Raw genomic sequence first — 15,298 nt, 5'->3', positions numbered from 1 at the left:
GTCACGATTTTATGATTGGCTAAAACGAGGCATGAATAAAAGATTGGTTCAGCGAAATCAACAGACAATTTTGGTCAAAATAGCTCATGAGGAAACTAAACAAAGCTATGGCTATATTCGATTAACTAAGCATTTACAAGCGCAAGGTATCAAAATCAGTACGTATGCTGTACGTCAAATAAAAAAGCTCAACCAGCTGTATTGTAAGCGTCATAAGCGTTTCAAAAGAACTACGAAGAGTGATCATAATCGAGCGATCTACGCAAATTTACTAGAGCAACAGTTTTCAATGACTAAGCCCAATCTTGCATGGTCAAGCGATATTACATACATTTGGACTGCTGAAGGTTGGTTATACTTGGCAGCAGTAAAAGACCTGTACACGAAACAAGTGGTTGGCTATAGCTTAAATGAGCGTATGACCGCACAACTTGTTTGCAATGCACTGACTATGGCGATTCGTAATCAAAAACCAACGAAAGGCTTAATTATTCATTCGGACAGAGGCAGCCAATATTGCAGCCATGAATATCGAAAGATACTGGAAAAATGTGATTTTCAAGGTTCAATGAGCAAACGTGGGGACTGTTACGATAATGCACCGATTGAAAGTTTCTGGGGCATACTCAAGAATGAATTAGTGCATCATTGCAACTATAAAACCAGAGATGAAGCTAAAGCAGATATTACAGAATACATTGTGTTATTTTATAATCAGCGAAGAATTCAAAAGAGTTTGGATTTTAAAACGCCAAATCAAATAGCAGAGAACTTTTATCGGTTAGCTGCCTAGCATATCCCAAGTGAAAGTCTCCTGCTAATTCAGCACATATCAGAGCTTGATATTGCAAAGTTTGGATTACTACCGAGCTGGGCGAAAGAATTGAAGTTCAGCAGTCATACTTATAACGCCAGAACTGAGTCTGTAGCAGATAAGCCTAGCTTTCGACATGCTTGGAAGTACAGCAAGTTCTGCCTAGTCCCAGTACAAGAATTTTATGAGCCGAAATACATCAATGGCAAGCCACACTGGTACACCATCAAGCGTAAAGATGATCAGCCTTTTACTGTTGCAGGGATCTATGATGATGCAGTGATTAATGGCAATAAGGTACGTTCCTTTTCAATGTTGACCATCAATTCGGACCATCACCCTTTTATGAAACAATTCCATGCACCGAAGGATGAGAAGCGATCCATCATCGTTATTCCAGAACAGTACAGAAAAGACTGGCTAACAGCCGATCATGAACATGCGCATGAATATTTCTTTCAAATGCCCGATGAATTCGTCACATTTCCACGCGATGAGCAGAAACAAAACGTCTTATTCTGAGCATCCTTGTTTATCCACAACTTTTTAAATTTGAATTTTAAACGCTGTTAGTAATATCCTATTTAAACAAATTCTACTTCCAAACACGCCTCGTAGCGTAGGAGTATCTCATGTCTAAGAAGTTGCCTATTTACTTCTCTGACGACGCATGGTCATCTTTACAAGAGCTCATGGGTCCAGAGGGTAAACCAAGTCCTACCATCAACACCGTGCTTGAACAAATCGCTGTTCAAAATGAGCTTGTTGAAAAATTAGGGCTTACTGCTGTCCTACCCAAATCCAAAGTATCTATTCCCGTCTCTTTAGAGCGTATTCCTGCAGGTCCGGCCTTCAGCACCAAGGATGAGCAAGACAAAGCACTCGATCTGAATGAGTTCCTGATTCACAACCCTATTTCTACTTTTATTGCCTATGTAGACAGTGAATCCATGCTCGATGCTGGCCTAGAGATTAATGATCCAATCATTATTGATCGCAGTATTGAAGCCAAGCATTACGATATCGTGGTTGCCCTGATTGATGACAATGCCTCAACCATTAAGCGGCTGATGATCACCAATAAGATGTCCAAGTCTGAAATCAAAGAAATATTTGGAGATGAAGATTATCCGCTTCCAGAACTTTGGTTGAAGGCTGAAAATTCGAATTACAATCACATCATTCCTGATGATAGTCAGACCATATCAATCTGGGGTGTGGTGACTTTTAATTTAAAGCGTATTTATCACCGCTCATAAAAAGAAGAATAACCATGCAAAGTGAAAATGAAATATTCGCGTTAGTCGACGTGAATAATTGCTACGTCTCGTGTGAGCGTGTGTTTAATCCTGCCTTGAATGATCGCCCAACCATTGTGCTCAGCAACAATGACGGCTGTGCCGTGGCCAGAAGCCAGGAAGCGAAAGACTTAGGCATCAAGATGGGTGTTCCTGTATTCCAAATTAAAGAGCTGATCAAACAACATAACATTCAGGTGCTATCCAGTAATTTCTCCTTATATGGCGAAATGTCCAAGCGCTTTATGGAGCTGCTTGGGGACTATGTTGCACCAGGAGATCAAGAGGTCTATTCCATTGATGAATGCTTTCTGAAGCTCACAGCTTACGAGCATCTATTTGACCTGACTGTATATGCTCAAGACATGAGGGCTAAGGCTTGGCGTTGGTTAGGCCTACCCTGCTGTATTGGAATTGGTCGCTCTAAAACCGAAGCCAAGATTGCCAATCATCTCGCCAAGAAAAACAAGTTCTTCAATGGGGTCTGTAATCTGGCCCATATGGACCCATGCTCTACAGAAACGCTACTCGCGCAGGTTGATGTGTCTGAGGTTTGGGGCGTAGGCAGACAGAACTGTAAGAAGCTCAATACTATGGGTGTTCAATCTGTGCTGGATCTGATCAATGCCAATCCTAAAGAAATCAAAAAGCAGTTTAGTATCGTGATGGAAAAGACGGTGCTTGAGCTACAGGGCCTTTCTTGTATTGACCTTAGTGATGATACTGTAGCGAAGAAGCAAATCATCAGCAGCCGTTCATATGGCAACCCAGTGTATGAAATGGATGACATTAAAGCTTCGGTTCGGCTTTATGTGGCCAGAGCCGTGAAACGAATGCGGGAAGATGGCTCAATCTGCAAGATGATCGGCGTGTATATCCAAACCAGTCGCTTTGATAAGACAGAGCGCTACTCGCCTTACATCGTCGTTCAAATGCATGAGCATACGGATGATCTACTGCTCATCACCAAGGCCGCGATGAAAGGCATCGATCAGATATTTAAGAAAGGCTTTAAGTATAAAAAGGCGGGAATCGTGCTGCTCGAAATTACAGATCAATCCAAGTTTGTGCCCGATCTATTCACGGACTATTCACATAAGCAAGAGCGAGAAAGGCTTTCAGATGCCATCGAAGCCATCAGTGAACGGTTTGGGAAGAATCTCGTCACGCTAGGCATTGCCAACAATAAAGAAGCCACATGGCACATGAATCAAAACCTTAGATCACCTTCGTATTTAACCAAATGGTCTGACTTACCAAGAGTAGGATAAAAACATGCACTTATTTAAATTAACTGACGAACAACTCGCACAAATTCTTATCCCGAAACGATTTGTACCACCTACTCCACCTGAACATGAAGGCAAGAATATGGTCTATGTATTTGATAGTGAGGATAAGTTTGAACTGACTTATGATGAGCTGGTGGAAATCATTAGCAAAGCTAGAATGGCTGGTCCGAAGTTGATACCTGTCTTAGGCACCGTGAATTAAATTGTGCAGTGTTCGCACGCCACTTGAAACATAACTTGATTGGAAATGAATTTGGGCTGAGAAAAATTCAGTTCAAATTTAACCTGACGGGCACACTAAAAAATGGGTAATTGTCAGATCGAGTTTGGACTACAACACTTTAGCTCATCGATTTACCAAAGTGCTAATCTTTACACTATTGTCTAAAATCCAGTGACCAAATTGTGATGCTAAAGCTTTTAAATTCCCTTTATTATGAATCAAAGTTAGTATGATGCTTTTCATAAAGACAGTTTACTTATAACCAGAGAGATTTTTAAACAATTCCCCTTTTAGTTTGCTTAGGCTATTTCAACCAGAGTTCATCTTTTTGCATCATTTTTAACATTAAATTAAATATAACCAGCGGAGTAACATTTTTTTTGTTAGAGCCGACAACTCTTTGAAAACTAAATTTAACGGTTCGCTCAGGAGCATCCAAATTAACTGGGTAGTTTTGTTTTTCTAAATACAGATGATCTCCTAACATTGGCTCTATACCAGTAATAAAATTAACAATTTGTTGCTCATCACCTTTCATTCGGCATTGAAAATGTAGAAAATTCTTACGCAGTTTTCCAAATAATAATAATATTTTAAGCGCCTTAACCATGTTCTTTTCTTTCAGTGCATCTTGCTGCCTATCATCTTTATAATGAAAATCAAGGAGAGGAATTATTTCATCTGGACGAGTCAGTTTTTTAGCCTTTTCGTAAAGTTCATCAAACCAACTCTCTTCTAAATTCTTACTATAAACATAATTCGTTTTTAAATTAAATTTTTGGCGATCCATCCATTTAGTGCTCATCCATTGACATCGTTGCATCCATTCTTGAGCTTGGGTATCTTCGCTTAAACGACCTTCTCTAAAACTTATCAAACGTTGAAAAGGTGTCAGAGTACTCTTCTCTATACTAAACTTCTTTTCTTGTCGGCCAGCCATCGTAACTGGCTGTGTTTGCTGATAAGAATTAAACCATTTCTGCTGCTGAGTATAACGATTTAGGTTTATGTAGTCTGTACTTGACTTCACTGGACTAAAACACTGTTCTAATACTTTTTTTGAAATGATACACGGCGAATTATAAATTCGATCGACTGCTAATAAATCCAAAACATGAAGGTAATTTGAAGCCGTTTGCTCAATACTGCTATGCCCCATCCAAGAGGCGAGCACCTGCCATTTATGTTGAATAATCTCTTCTTGAGCACGTGCTTTCATACCAAACAATAAATCCCTCATCTTTTTTGCTTTTACCCAAGGACAATCTGTGTAGGTCTTGATCATTTCTTTTGAACCGAGCAAAGTTATTGCTAGATAGTTAGCAGCACTGTGGCGTAATGTATGAAAACTAAAGCCATGATGCATACCTAATATTTGACTAAACAAATCTACTGTAATTTTGCTGATACATTGATCAGTTAATACACGATGATTCACACTAAAAAGTAGATCATCCTGCTGATTAACCAAATATTGCTCATAACGATGTTGTATGTAACGTTGTACTACTAAAAACTCATGTTCTGACAATGCAATTTTCAATGGTATTTGACGATTCGCACTTCGCGTTTTCAGACGGCGATATGAATTGTCTTGGATATGAAGCGTGATATTATTAAAAACTGTATTTTCTTTTTCTTTATAAAGTAGCTCTGGGCAAATAATATCTTGTATTTTAAGACAACGAACTTCATTTAATCGAAGTCCAGTTCTATAACTTAGTAAATACATCAGCTTTAAACAACTCAGATGATCGACCCACTCTGATGCCGTTGGCTCTTGACTTAAATTTTCTAGTTTTTCCAATAATTTGCCAAATAGCAAAGGACTCACTAGCCGTGCATTGCAAATTTGTAAATGCTTAAAACTTGAATTCTGTAGCACCAATACCCCTGGAGCATCATAATTCTCTATACAGAATTGATGAAAATCTTTTAGGCGACCAAAACGGTATTCTGCGCTTTGGTGCATCTTACGAGAGGTTTTTCCTTTCACCGAATCTCGTTGAACTGCTTTTTCATCACGTTCACTGCTGTATTTCAATAGCTGCCGATATAAATCCTCATAGTCATCTATGGATTGTTGCTTTAAATCTAATTTATTGAGCCAAATCTCAAATATAAATTCTTTGCCAAACGATCCTAAGTAGCTTTCAATAGTTGATAATTGAAGCCCTCGTTTTTTTAAATGCATTAACCAGTGAATTAAGCGTAGTTGAGCATCAATTAAAGACTTTTCCTCTGTATTAGCATCAACTATCTTCTCCTCTAACACCCTTCTAGTTTCTTGCCAAAAACGTAGCGTGCGTTCTTCTTTATTCCTCTTTTTATCTAAACGCTCAACTTTTTGACCTTTACGTTTCTTTTGACCAAACAACATCAACTCATACGGAATCGTTTGTAATTTGCTTTGAACAGTCGGAACTTCAGGAAGTAACTGCTCTTGTTCAAAATGAATAGGGCGATTATCTGGTTCTGTGACTTGATTGTAATCATTATTCCACAGCAATCTAAATTCGGATGGCCTTAAAGCAACAGTATTAATCTCTTGCTGAAGCACATTACTCAAAAATATATCTATGCTGAGGTTTGGATTAAATTCGAGTACCATTTGCACATCATTAAATGCACGAAATCCACGGCGTTTAATTTGATATTGCAGATCCCCAAGACTTTTTTTCCTGCCTATCTTACTCAAGCTTTCTAAAATACAATCTTCAACTGAATGTTGCAGACAAAATTCTTTCTGAGTAGCTTTCAACTTTTTTAAATATTGCAAAATGAACTGCGCATATGGGTTAAAAAAAACATGTTTCCATTGGTACAACTTTCCCTGTTCTACATCGTTGCCATATTGAGAGTTTTCAACACGATAATGTAGTAACAATGGATTAGTGATTTTTTTGTAGTCCGAATGGTATAACCGAAAACAATTCAGATCTGTACCAAGCTCAATGGCCTCCTGCAATTGCTTCTGAATAGCAATCAAATGCTGTTCATCTGCACAGCCTGAAATATATATAAAACTTAAGCATAAATTTCCCCATAAGTACTTTGGTTCATTCCAATATTCAAATGAATCTTGCCAATACTGCCTTAATTCCTTAAGTACATGGATATGTAGATGCCCCTGTTCTAACCGTGACTCTGTACTCTCAATTTTTCTAGGCAGTACGATCCGTTTAGTATGTGGATTTAGCTTAATTCTGTATGATTTTTTATCTACATTCTGGTTGAATTGCTTCCTTCTTTTATTAAATTCATCTTCAGTAAATTGCATCAGTTTTGATTGTTCGTCTCGGCTCAACTTTTGACTCAAACAATCAACACTATCTTTAATGTCATGCCATTTTTCAGCGATCTGCTGATCAAGTTTTTGCTGCATTTCTTTCGTCAATACTTCAGGTGGAGAAGGCTGTCTATCTAGCGACTTTTTCACCATTTTATGAATATCAACAAATAGATCATCTAGTTGTGGTTTTATTAGTTCTTTGATTTTTTGCATACAACTATTTTCGCTCTAAGTGTTTAATCGATAAAGATTTGACATTATCTTGCAATTGCTGGCGGGCTTGCTGTACATAGACATTCGGGATAAGTGAAGAATGCGGATGAAAAGCCTCTCGGTCACGTTGGTCATGACCATACAGGGCCTGAATTAAGTGAAAAGCTAATGCTGGTTTACCCTCTTGCTGCTCATGCATCAAAAAGTTCATGTCAAAATGACGTAACCAATTCGAATACATATTCTTTGGAAAGACTCCTTGCATATATGAATTCACCCATTTTCTCGATAAAGGGATTAACTTAATTTTCCTGCTCTGCCATTCTTTGACAGTTATCGGCAAGATATCTTTACTAAAAATGACCTTACCAAAAAGATCATTTACAGTTATCTTCTTCTTTGCAAAGACTTGTCTAAAAAATGAACCGTACGCTTCAATAATTTGTTCTAAAAAGGCAGTGTAATTTTGCAGTGTTTTTATGAAAAAATCAGATAAAGGGATAAAACGACCATCTTTTCTTGCTTTACTATTTTTTTTATCATTCACATATAAAAGCTTGAGCTCAACACAATAATCATCCAAATTCCCCAACAGGTTTTTTTTAGGCCGACTTGCCAAACTCAACAAACTGATATGCCACATCCAACACGCATATGCATTAAGTTGATTAATAATGTGCTTATCTTCTTGGATGTTTTCGTGACAATGTCTATGTAAAATATGGAATTGCTCTTTCACAAAATTGGGTTCAAGTGCCAGTTGGCTCCCTATCCTTCCTATAGATAATGCAGATTGCACTTTGAATTGTTGTTGCAATATTTTTAGTTCAGCCGTGTCTTCAGTAAAATGTGTGGAATGTGGTGTAAGTGCTTTTTCTAAAAAGGCTAGATATGTGCTACTGAGTTGAGTTTTCGGTAGCCCGCCATAATAGATACCAGGCATGTGATGCTGACTATCCCGCCCAGCAATTACATGAGCAAGATATTCATTATATGTTTCATAATATATATGAAAATATAATTGAGCCTGCAGTTTTTCTACAGTGATCGAACCTACAAACCGATTATCAAGCCAATTCTTAAGTTTCGTATTAATGTGTGTTGATGAAATTAGTGGATTCGATGCTTGTTCTATATAGTCAAACCAAGCAGAAGGTAAATGTAGTTGATGTGTCATCACTTCATTCCACCGCACATGATTTAAGCTCTTAATCTTCTGCTCTGTAATTTTAAGATTTAATTTGAGTAAATATTCGCGACGTCTACTTGAACCATTCTGGATCAAAATTCCATCTTGAATAAGCTCGTTAAAATCCATCAGTGCGACGGGTGATAATCCCGTCAAAAGTGACAATAAACATGCTGCAGCGATTGCAGCATCCCTCCAGTGCCCGGATAACTCGGTTCTCAACACATAAACAATTTGCTTCAGTATATCTGGCGCCAAATAATGTGGATTTGTAACAAAAGGAGCATGACGGCGCTGGCGATGCCGCATTAGATGCGTCGCATTATCGCTGAGTATATAATTTAAATTTTTAGACTTTTCATCTTCTGAATAAAACTCCATTTCAGGATCTAATAGATCAACTTCACCCTCTTCATCTTTGTGAAGAGCGGCATCATAAATACTGATCTTTGCGTTATGTCCAATATCTACTTGCTTACCCGTTTTAATTTCACGAAATTTTTTGAGTTCATTTTTCGTCGGCCATTGCAAAACTTTACTTTTTTTTGACTTACGCTGACGATGAACAACACGACGATCATCAAGTCTTTTAAAAATTATTAATAGAGCCGATAAATACTCTATGGCTTGTACTTGTTTGAAATCTTTAATATTAAAAAGTTGATTACGATCCTCCTTTTTCAAGTTACGTTCGTACATGACATAGCGATTTAGTAGCTCACTGCATTCTTGAAATAATTCAGCATGATTAGAATCCAGAACATATCGTGATACATAGCGAAAGAGATCACAAACATGTTTTTGCTTATTCTCAGCTTTATCAATTTTTGCAAATTCTTGATACTGCCGATATGTTAAAAAACTCGCTTGTAGAATCAAATAACGTTCAGACGACAGCTCTTGAGTATTACTAGTAGTCGGGCATGCAAAATAACTTAAAGAAGCTAGATAATAATATTTACCTAATTGTCTAGAACTAGATATATAGCCATATATCTGTTGTGCTTCCTTATATAGAGCATGGGCTTTTTCACGTAAATCATCTGATAGATCGACAAATTGTGTATTCACAACATGATTGCGTAATAAACAATAATCTTTTTGGAATTTTTCTGCTAAATCTAAGAATTGCTCTTCTGTTTCAATCTTTGGCATATTCGCTTTCGCTTAATTTTTTATCAAATTGCATTGGTTAAATTCATTACGATCTGAACAATTTGGTAAAAGTTGATCTTTTATTGAACTCTTTGTCAGCTTAAAAAATCTAGCAAAAAATTTAGCATCCAGCTCTTTCTGAGCTTTTCTCTCAAAGCACAAGTGTTGCTGTGATTTTTCGATAAAATCATCAAGATTATGTATCAACTGTAAGATTGCAACATAATTAGAATGTACACGTAAGCATGGCTCCGTTTGCATTAATAGCAATATTTTTTGCCAAATTTTCACATAGATTATTTTGAACTTTGCTTGTACTACTACTTTCTGGCTCTGTTTAATCTTTTTGATTTTCAGTAGTTCTGAGTTAATTTTTACTATCTTAAATTGAACATTTTGTCGCTCAAAGCAAAAGGGCATGATAAATTGCCCCATAAATATCTCTATATTTTTTACTAAATAGTCAAATTTTAACATTTTTATCGATATAAAAAATGAGCATATCTTTGTATATTAAAATTCATTTAATTTATCAACTAAATTTTCTCAAAATTACAATTATCAACAAATACATATGGTTTACTTATCATGGGTGGTCTAAATTTTAAAAATTCTTCCACTTTTTTTTAGTTTTCTGTTATTACATGAAACAATACCGTTGTATTACATTTTGAAATGCTGTGTATGCAGCATTGATCAAAAAGATTCTCTGCTATACTTACTTCACGTGTAGCATCAATGGAGTTTCGAAATGCTCAGAACCACTGAACAGAAAAAAAAATATATTCAAGCGACACGTGCGCAAAACTATCAAGCCAGCCTAAAGCTTGAAGGCATTACAACGACAGCTCAAACAACTCAACAAAGTAAAGCTGAAATCTTGCAAAAATATAAGAAGTATTCGCAACCCGAAACTTAGTCAGGTGCATGTATGGATAAATATGGGGAAATGGGTGACAGCCTGTATTGTTACCCTGGCACAAATATCCTAAAGAACAAACTCAATATTCATGATGAACAAATTTTAGAACAAGCTGAACTAGAACTGTCTGGATTGGCAAGTAACTTAATTGAATATGCTGAACCACCTTACGACTTACAATACTTAAAATCAATTCATGCGCAGCTCTTTGGCGACTTATACGACTGGGCAGGAAAGTTAAGACAAATCGATATTTCCAAAGGTGACACCCGTTTTTGTAATTTTTCCCGTATTGAAATTGAAACCAATAAACTACTCAAAACGCTTCAAGAAAAAAAATACTTTCAAGGCTTAGCACCACAACAACTGATTCCTCAACTTGCCGACTTGTATTGTGAGCTTAATGTCATACACCCATTCCGTGAAGGTAATGGACGTACACAACGGATTTTCTTTGAGCATCTGATTGCTCATTGTGGTTATGGTATTGATTGGTCTCGCATTGACTCTCAACAACAATGGATTCAAGCCAATATTGAAGGTTTTTATGGTAATTTAAATCCATTAATTAAGATTTTTGAAATATGCTTTATTCAAAATACCTAAAATTTAAGTAGTCGAAGCCCACAATCCTTAATGAGCCATCATCTTTGCTTCAATCCACTGATTAATTTCCCAAATAAACCAACAATCACGATTCTTAGAAATCTTAATACTCTTCGGGTAATTTAGGATCGTAATATTCAGATTACTTATCCAGAATTGAATAGATCGTTAACTTAGATAGACTTTTAAGCAATGTAACTTGCCGCATGTTTATCAACATATGTCTCAAAAAAGTCTGCCCATACATAGATTTATGGCGTTTAGTGCTTAAATTTCAGATTAATCTTCGTCTGATGACCTGAATGGATGTTACAGATTACATGCAGGTGAATTACTCTGTGGCTGTATCATGGCTTTTGTGCAATCCAATCCATTTGATCCGAATGTTCTCTTTTGCAATAAAGCAGCCTCTTCTGCTTTTCCTGAACCAACGAACTATGTCATTGATTTGATTCAACCGACAACAGTGATGCTGAATCAAATCTCCAAAGAAGGGATTAAATGCAAGAAATGTGGTAAGAAAAAGATAGGGGATGGAAGTTATTATCCGTCTAATTGGAACCAGCCCATGAGTCGAGATCAGTTGAGTAAGAATCATTTTAAATGAATAAGAGAAGGATGGCTTACCTCACTTCTCCGAATAACAATGCTATGCTTTTCAACCAAGGTTATAAATTGGCAACTACATTTCATTCTTCTTCATGCTGGTCCTATAGCCTGTAGACAATTACTACATCATTTGCATTCAATGCTCAATACAGCCTGTCAGCAGAACCGCAGCGATACTTTTTTTCGTGCATACATGTAGTGTTTAAATCCATTCATTTTTCAATGATCCTCTGCCGTTTATCACATTTATGGTCGATCTTTAACCTTGTGAAAAATGCACATACCGATCCCTTCAAACTGTCAAATTTATGTATGCATGACATTTAAAGAAAATTATCTGATCAATTTTTTTAGGTAAAATTCATCAAGAAAAAGTTATTATTATTCATAACATCACCAATAACCACATAAAAACAATAATTTAATAAATTATTCTTCCAATTTTTTTATATTTAGTGTTATTACCTCTAAATCCATGTTTACCACCTTCTATTACATAAGTAATTTAGAAGTATCCACGATATAAATTGCTTGCCCTCACACCTCTCCCCTCTCACGCCCAAAAAATTTATACTGAAAGGCAGATTAAGCCCGTTCGAGTTACATATAGCCGCATGCTATATTGAAAGCATTAAGAAAATATCCTCAATATTTATAGGATTTTTAAAGTATGAACTAATTTTCGAAGAACCCTTTCTAAGTAATGTGACCTATTAGGAAAAATGAAAATACTGAAATCTCCGTATCAACAATCAGTCAAAGTACATCCTGATGATTTTCTGTAACCGATACCCAAGGACTATACCTACCCTTCTGATGTGCTGTGCAACAAAGCCCTCCTTAGCCACACTATAGCTATAGATTAATTCCATTATTTTGTGATTTAATTAAATTATTCATTCTTAAGACCCAATTTAATGGATTTATATTTCACTAAACCAGAAGAAGTTGTGACTCTTTTAGGTGAGCGTTTACGTAAGCAACGACTCTTTCTGGAGATGTCTCAAGCTGAGGTAGCAGCACGCGCTGGTGTCGGCGTGAATACAGTTTCGAATCTTGAAGCGGGACGAAATGTATCTGTTGAAAATTTAGTCCGTATTGCAATGGTCTTGGGTCGATTAAACGAACTTCAGGAACTATTTAAACCTCAGCTTAACAGTGTGAATGACATTCTTCGCTATGAGAGTCAAAGTAAGCGCCACCGTATTAAGAGGAAGGGATAATGCTCAATAGACTTAATGTTTATTACAACGGTTGGGGCGAATCATGGTTATGGGGAACGCTGATTAGTTCAACAGCCACGACAGGTAGACCCACCATTGCTTTTGAATATAGTCCAGAAGCAATACAGCAAGGTGTTGAGCTCTCTTCTTACTTGCTGCCTTTAAAAGGTCTACCATTCAGACAAGGTTTTCCTACTCATCAAATGGGACTCCCAGGTCCAGTCTATGACGCTTTACCAGATGGTTGGGGCATGATGTTGATGGATCGATATTTCAAAAAAATTGGCTTAAATTCAGCACGAATTGGACCTTTGGAGCGTCTGACCTATATTAGTAGTCACGCAATGGGTGCCCTCTCCTTTGAACCTTGTGTTGCTGACATGCAAACCTCAGAAAATATCCCTTTACAACAACTGGCCCAGGAAGTTCAAGAAGTACTCAAAGGTGAAGGTGGTGAATTTCTACAGCATTTATTGGTCATGGGTGGCTCCCCTCAAGGTGCCAGACCAAAAGCGTTGGTTTACCGAGATCCTGTCAATTTAGAGTTTTCGACTCAAGATTCTGATCAACATGAAGCCTGGCTGATTAAGTTTCCTGCTCAGCAAGAGCATCCTGAAGTCTGCGCCATTGAAGCCGTCTATGCAGAATGTTTGCGACTTTGTGCAATTGAGACTCCAGATACCCATTTCTTTAATTTGCCCAATGGTTTAACGGCTTTTGCTTCTAAACGATTCGATCGTCAAAATGGTATGCGGATTCCAATGCAGAGTTTGGCTGCATATACAGGAGCAGACTATAAAGTTCCAGGTAGCCTAGACTATCGCAATTTTCTCCGGGCAACCTTGATGTGTACGCAAGATGTACGAGAAAGATTGCATGCTTTTAAACGTGCTGTGTTTAATGTGCTTTTCAATAATCGGGATGACCATACTAAGAACTTTTCATTTCTCATGGAGAAAAATGGTCAATGGAAATTGGCTCCAGCCTATGATGTGACCTTCTGCGAGGGTCCAGGTGGTTATCATCAAATGGACATTATGGGAGAAGCGCTCAATATTTCCCAAAATGACATACATAAACTCGGTACTTCAGAAGCTAATCTGACTACTCTAGAAGTCGATGAGATCATCTTGACCATGCGTGAAATTGCACTTCAATTTAGTCAAATTGCGCAGCGCCTGTATCCCCATCAAATTCGAGAATCTACCCTACAGATGATTCAATCACGGATTCAACAGAATATTGATTTTTTAACTGAAACCTAAGCGTAAATATAAACTAAGCGCCAACCATCAACTGCAAATAGACTTTGATATAGTTAGTCGCTACATAATCTGTAGAACCTGTGAATTAGCTCTCTTTATAATCACGAATATTAGATGGATCACCGCCAAGATATATTCTGCAAACGTGAAATCACTACATCCAGATCGAAAATCACTAAGAAAAAACTGTCACCAAAAAAAGGTCTGCACTATGGATAGATGCAGACCAAACTCTGGATAACTACCAGCACGAGAAATATGTCGCAATTTTGCATAGACATGAATTTGATAAAATCAGCCCAGAAAGCCAGAAATTCATAAAAACTATTTCATCAATCCCCTATAACTTAATCACGTTCATGGTCGATCTTAAATCTTGTGAAAAGTACTCATGCTGACCTAGCCAAACTGTAAAACTCATGTATTCATAGCCTTTAAATGAATCTTTCAATCGGTATATTTAAGGTAAAAACTAGTAATCAGAAGTTATTATCACCCCCATATAAAACAAGGATCAACTTAAAAACAATAACTTAGTAAATTATTCTTCCATTTTTTTATATTTAGTGTTATCTCATTCACTTGGCTCTGAAAGTTTCTCGCACTGAGTTTATATGCGGACCAATTCGTTGTACGGTAGATTTTAGTTGCTGGCTTCTTCATTCGGAAATTATATTGCTGAATCAGACCTTACAAACAGCTTTGTGCAACAAAGCCGTCTTTAAGTACTTTTTTTAAAGGAAAAATCATCGACTTAAATCTATATTTCCAACAGTGCCACTTTTATCGCTTTAGCACCTCAACTCATTTAAGTGGCGTAACTTACATAACTTATGCATCCCATTTAAGTGACCTCAGTTATAGTATTCCGTGTCAGGAATTTGTCCACTTATTCCAATGATGATGAGAACTGCAGCATTGACTTAGATCGCCAGTGCTCAGTACTGGCCATCATGTAGCTTTTATCGCTTTAGCGCCTTAACTTATTTAAGTGGCGTAACTTACACAACTTATGCATCCTATTTAGGTGACCTCAGTTATAGTATTCCGTGTCAGGAATCTGTCTACTTATCAGCGTCCGCGGAACTGCAGGATTTCTGCTTTGTTGTTCGCAACGAGGGCTAATTCTGGAGTTCCGTATAAGGCATAATCAATAACGACATCTCGACTGATAATCAGTGCAGTAACTTTAGCCAA

12 protein-coding genes and 1 pseudogene are annotated in these 15,298 nt (G+C 37.1%); 10 read left to right on the top strand and 3 right to left on the bottom strand.

The genetic code is table 11. The features are described 5' to 3' along the window. The 5 genes and pseudogenes from J678_RS22390 to J678_RS22370 form a co-directional block, all read left to right on the top strand. On the top strand, positions 1 to 793 hold a 793-nt coding region (locus tag J678_RS22390), incomplete at its 5' end, for an IS3-like element ISAba21 family transposase (protein WP_032027527.1). Positions 794 to 835: 42 nt separating this feature from the next. Beyond that, positions 836 to 1,336: pseudogene (locus J678_RS22385) on the top strand (SOS response-associated peptidase); the annotation flags it as partial. A 110-nt stretch (positions 1,337 to 1,446) separates the two neighbouring features. After that, entirely contained in the window at positions 1,447 to 2,073 is a 627-nt protein-coding gene (locus J678_RS22380; protein WP_000038641.1) for a LexA family protein, read from the top strand. A gap of 14 nt (positions 2,074 to 2,087) precedes the next feature. Next, the gene (locus J678_RS22375) at positions 2,088 to 3,383 is read left to right on the top strand and encodes a Y-family DNA polymerase (RefSeq protein WP_001190352.1); all 1,296 of its coding nucleotides are present in this window, start codon (positions 2,088 to 2,090) and stop codon (positions 3,381 to 3,383) included. 4 nt (positions 3,384 to 3,387) lie between these two features. Continuing rightward, positions 3,388 to 3,606 (top strand): hypothetical protein, encoded by a 219-nt coding sequence (locus tag J678_RS22370; RefSeq protein ID WP_000550047.1) that lies wholly within the window; start codon positions 3,388 to 3,390, stop codon positions 3,604 to 3,606. A gap of 325 nt (positions 3,607 to 3,931) precedes the next feature. On the opposite strand, the gene J678_RS22365 is transcribed toward J678_RS22370, so the two are convergent. Genes J678_RS22365 through J678_RS0104730 form a run of 3 tightly spaced genes read right to left on the bottom strand, consistent with a single transcriptional unit; the run spans position 3,932 to position 9,953 of the window. After that, positions 3,932 to 7,132 carry a site-specific integrase gene (locus J678_RS22365; protein WP_006582679.1) on the bottom strand — a complete coding sequence of 1,067 codons (3,201 nt, stop codon included), beginning with the start codon at positions 7,130 to 7,132 and terminating at the stop codon, positions 3,932 to 3,934. 4 nt (positions 7,133 to 7,136) lie between these two features. Continuing rightward, positions 7,137 to 9,476, bottom strand: coding sequence for a hypothetical protein (locus tag J678_RS22360; RefSeq protein WP_002058482.1), 2,340 nt, complete (start codon positions 9,474 to 9,476; stop codon positions 7,137 to 7,139). A 12-nt stretch (positions 9,477 to 9,488) separates the two neighbouring features. Then, the gene (locus J678_RS0104730; protein WP_000911011.1) at positions 9,489 to 9,953 is read right to left on the bottom strand and encodes a hypothetical protein; all 465 of its coding nucleotides are present in this window, start codon (positions 9,951 to 9,953) and stop codon (positions 9,489 to 9,491) included. Positions 9,954 to 10,227: 274 nt separating this feature from the next. Between J678_RS0104730 and J678_RS22820 the strand changes: the two genes are divergently transcribed. From J678_RS22820 to J678_RS22345, 5 genes are all read left to right on the top strand, one after another. Then, positions 10,228 to 10,395 (top strand): YhfG family protein, encoded by a 168-nt coding sequence (locus J678_RS22820; protein ID WP_002125865.1) that lies wholly within the window; start codon positions 10,228 to 10,230, stop codon positions 10,393 to 10,395. A 12-nt stretch (positions 10,396 to 10,407) separates the two neighbouring features. Continuing rightward, the gene (locus tag J678_RS22355; RefSeq protein ID WP_004826955.1) at positions 10,408 to 11,004 is read left to right on the top strand and encodes a putative adenosine monophosphate-protein transferase Fic; all 597 of its coding nucleotides are present in this window, start codon (positions 10,408 to 10,410) and stop codon (positions 11,002 to 11,004) included. A 349-nt stretch (positions 11,005 to 11,353) separates the two neighbouring features. Then, positions 11,354 to 11,611, top strand: a complete 258-nt coding sequence (locus tag J678_RS0104725) for a hypothetical protein (protein ID WP_004726728.1) — start codon at positions 11,354 to 11,356, stop codon at positions 11,609 to 11,611. A 919-nt stretch (positions 11,612 to 12,530) separates the two neighbouring features. Continuing rightward, entirely contained in the window at positions 12,531 to 12,836 is a 306-nt protein-coding gene (locus J678_RS22350; RefSeq protein ID WP_000366814.1) for a helix-turn-helix domain-containing protein, read from the top strand. Beyond that, positions 12,836 to 14,101, top strand: a complete 1,266-nt coding sequence (locus J678_RS22345; RefSeq protein ID WP_031956499.1) for a type II toxin-antitoxin system HipA family toxin — start codon at positions 12,836 to 12,838, stop codon at positions 14,099 to 14,101. Before J678_RS22350 ends, J678_RS22345 begins: the two co-directional genes overlap by 1 nt. The last annotated feature ends 1,197 nt before the right edge of the window (positions 14,102 to 15,298 follow it).

Source organism: Acinetobacter sp. 1424608 (assembly GCF_000588255.1).
GTDB lineage: Bacteria > Pseudomonadota > Gammaproteobacteria > Pseudomonadales > Moraxellaceae > Acinetobacter > Acinetobacter nosocomialis.
Note: the sequence above shows the minus strand (reverse complement) of the source record. Positions and strands in the feature narration are given on the sequence as shown.

Excerpts from the sequence above, each read along its gene's own strand:
- J678_RS22380 (WP_000038641.1), top strand. The coding sequence starts at position 1,447 with ATGTCTAAGAAGTTGCCTATTTACTTCTCTGACGACGCATGGTCATCT.
- J678_RS22375 (WP_001190352.1), top strand. The coding sequence starts at position 2,088 with ATGCAAAGTGAAAATGAAATATTCGCGTTAGTCGACGTGAATAATTGC.
- J678_RS22370 (WP_000550047.1), top strand. The coding sequence starts at position 3,388 with ATGCACTTATTTAAATTAACTGACGAACAACTCGCACAAATTCTTATC.
- J678_RS22365 (WP_006582679.1), bottom strand. The coding sequence starts at position 7,132 with ATGCAAAAAATCAAAGAACTAATAAAACCACAACTAGATGATCTATTT.
- J678_RS22360 (WP_002058482.1), bottom strand. The coding sequence starts at position 9,476 with ATGCCAAAGATTGAAACAGAAGAGCAATTCTTAGATTTAGCAGAAAAA.
- J678_RS0104730 (WP_000911011.1), bottom strand. The coding sequence starts at position 9,953 with ATGTTAAAATTTGACTATTTAGTAAAAAATATAGAGATATTTATGGGG.
- J678_RS22820 (WP_002125865.1), top strand. The coding sequence starts at position 10,228 with ATGCTCAGAACCACTGAACAGAAAAAAAAATATATTCAAGCGACACGT.
- J678_RS22355 (WP_004826955.1), top strand. The coding sequence starts at position 10,408 with ATGGATAAATATGGGGAAATGGGTGACAGCCTGTATTGTTACCCTGGC.
- J678_RS0104725 (WP_004726728.1), top strand. The coding sequence starts at position 11,354 with ATGGCTTTTGTGCAATCCAATCCATTTGATCCGAATGTTCTCTTTTGC.
- J678_RS22350 (WP_000366814.1), top strand. The coding sequence starts at position 12,531 with ATGGATTTATATTTCACTAAACCAGAAGAAGTTGTGACTCTTTTAGGT.
- J678_RS22345 (WP_031956499.1), top strand. The coding sequence starts at position 12,836 with ATGCTCAATAGACTTAATGTTTATTACAACGGTTGGGGCGAATCATGG.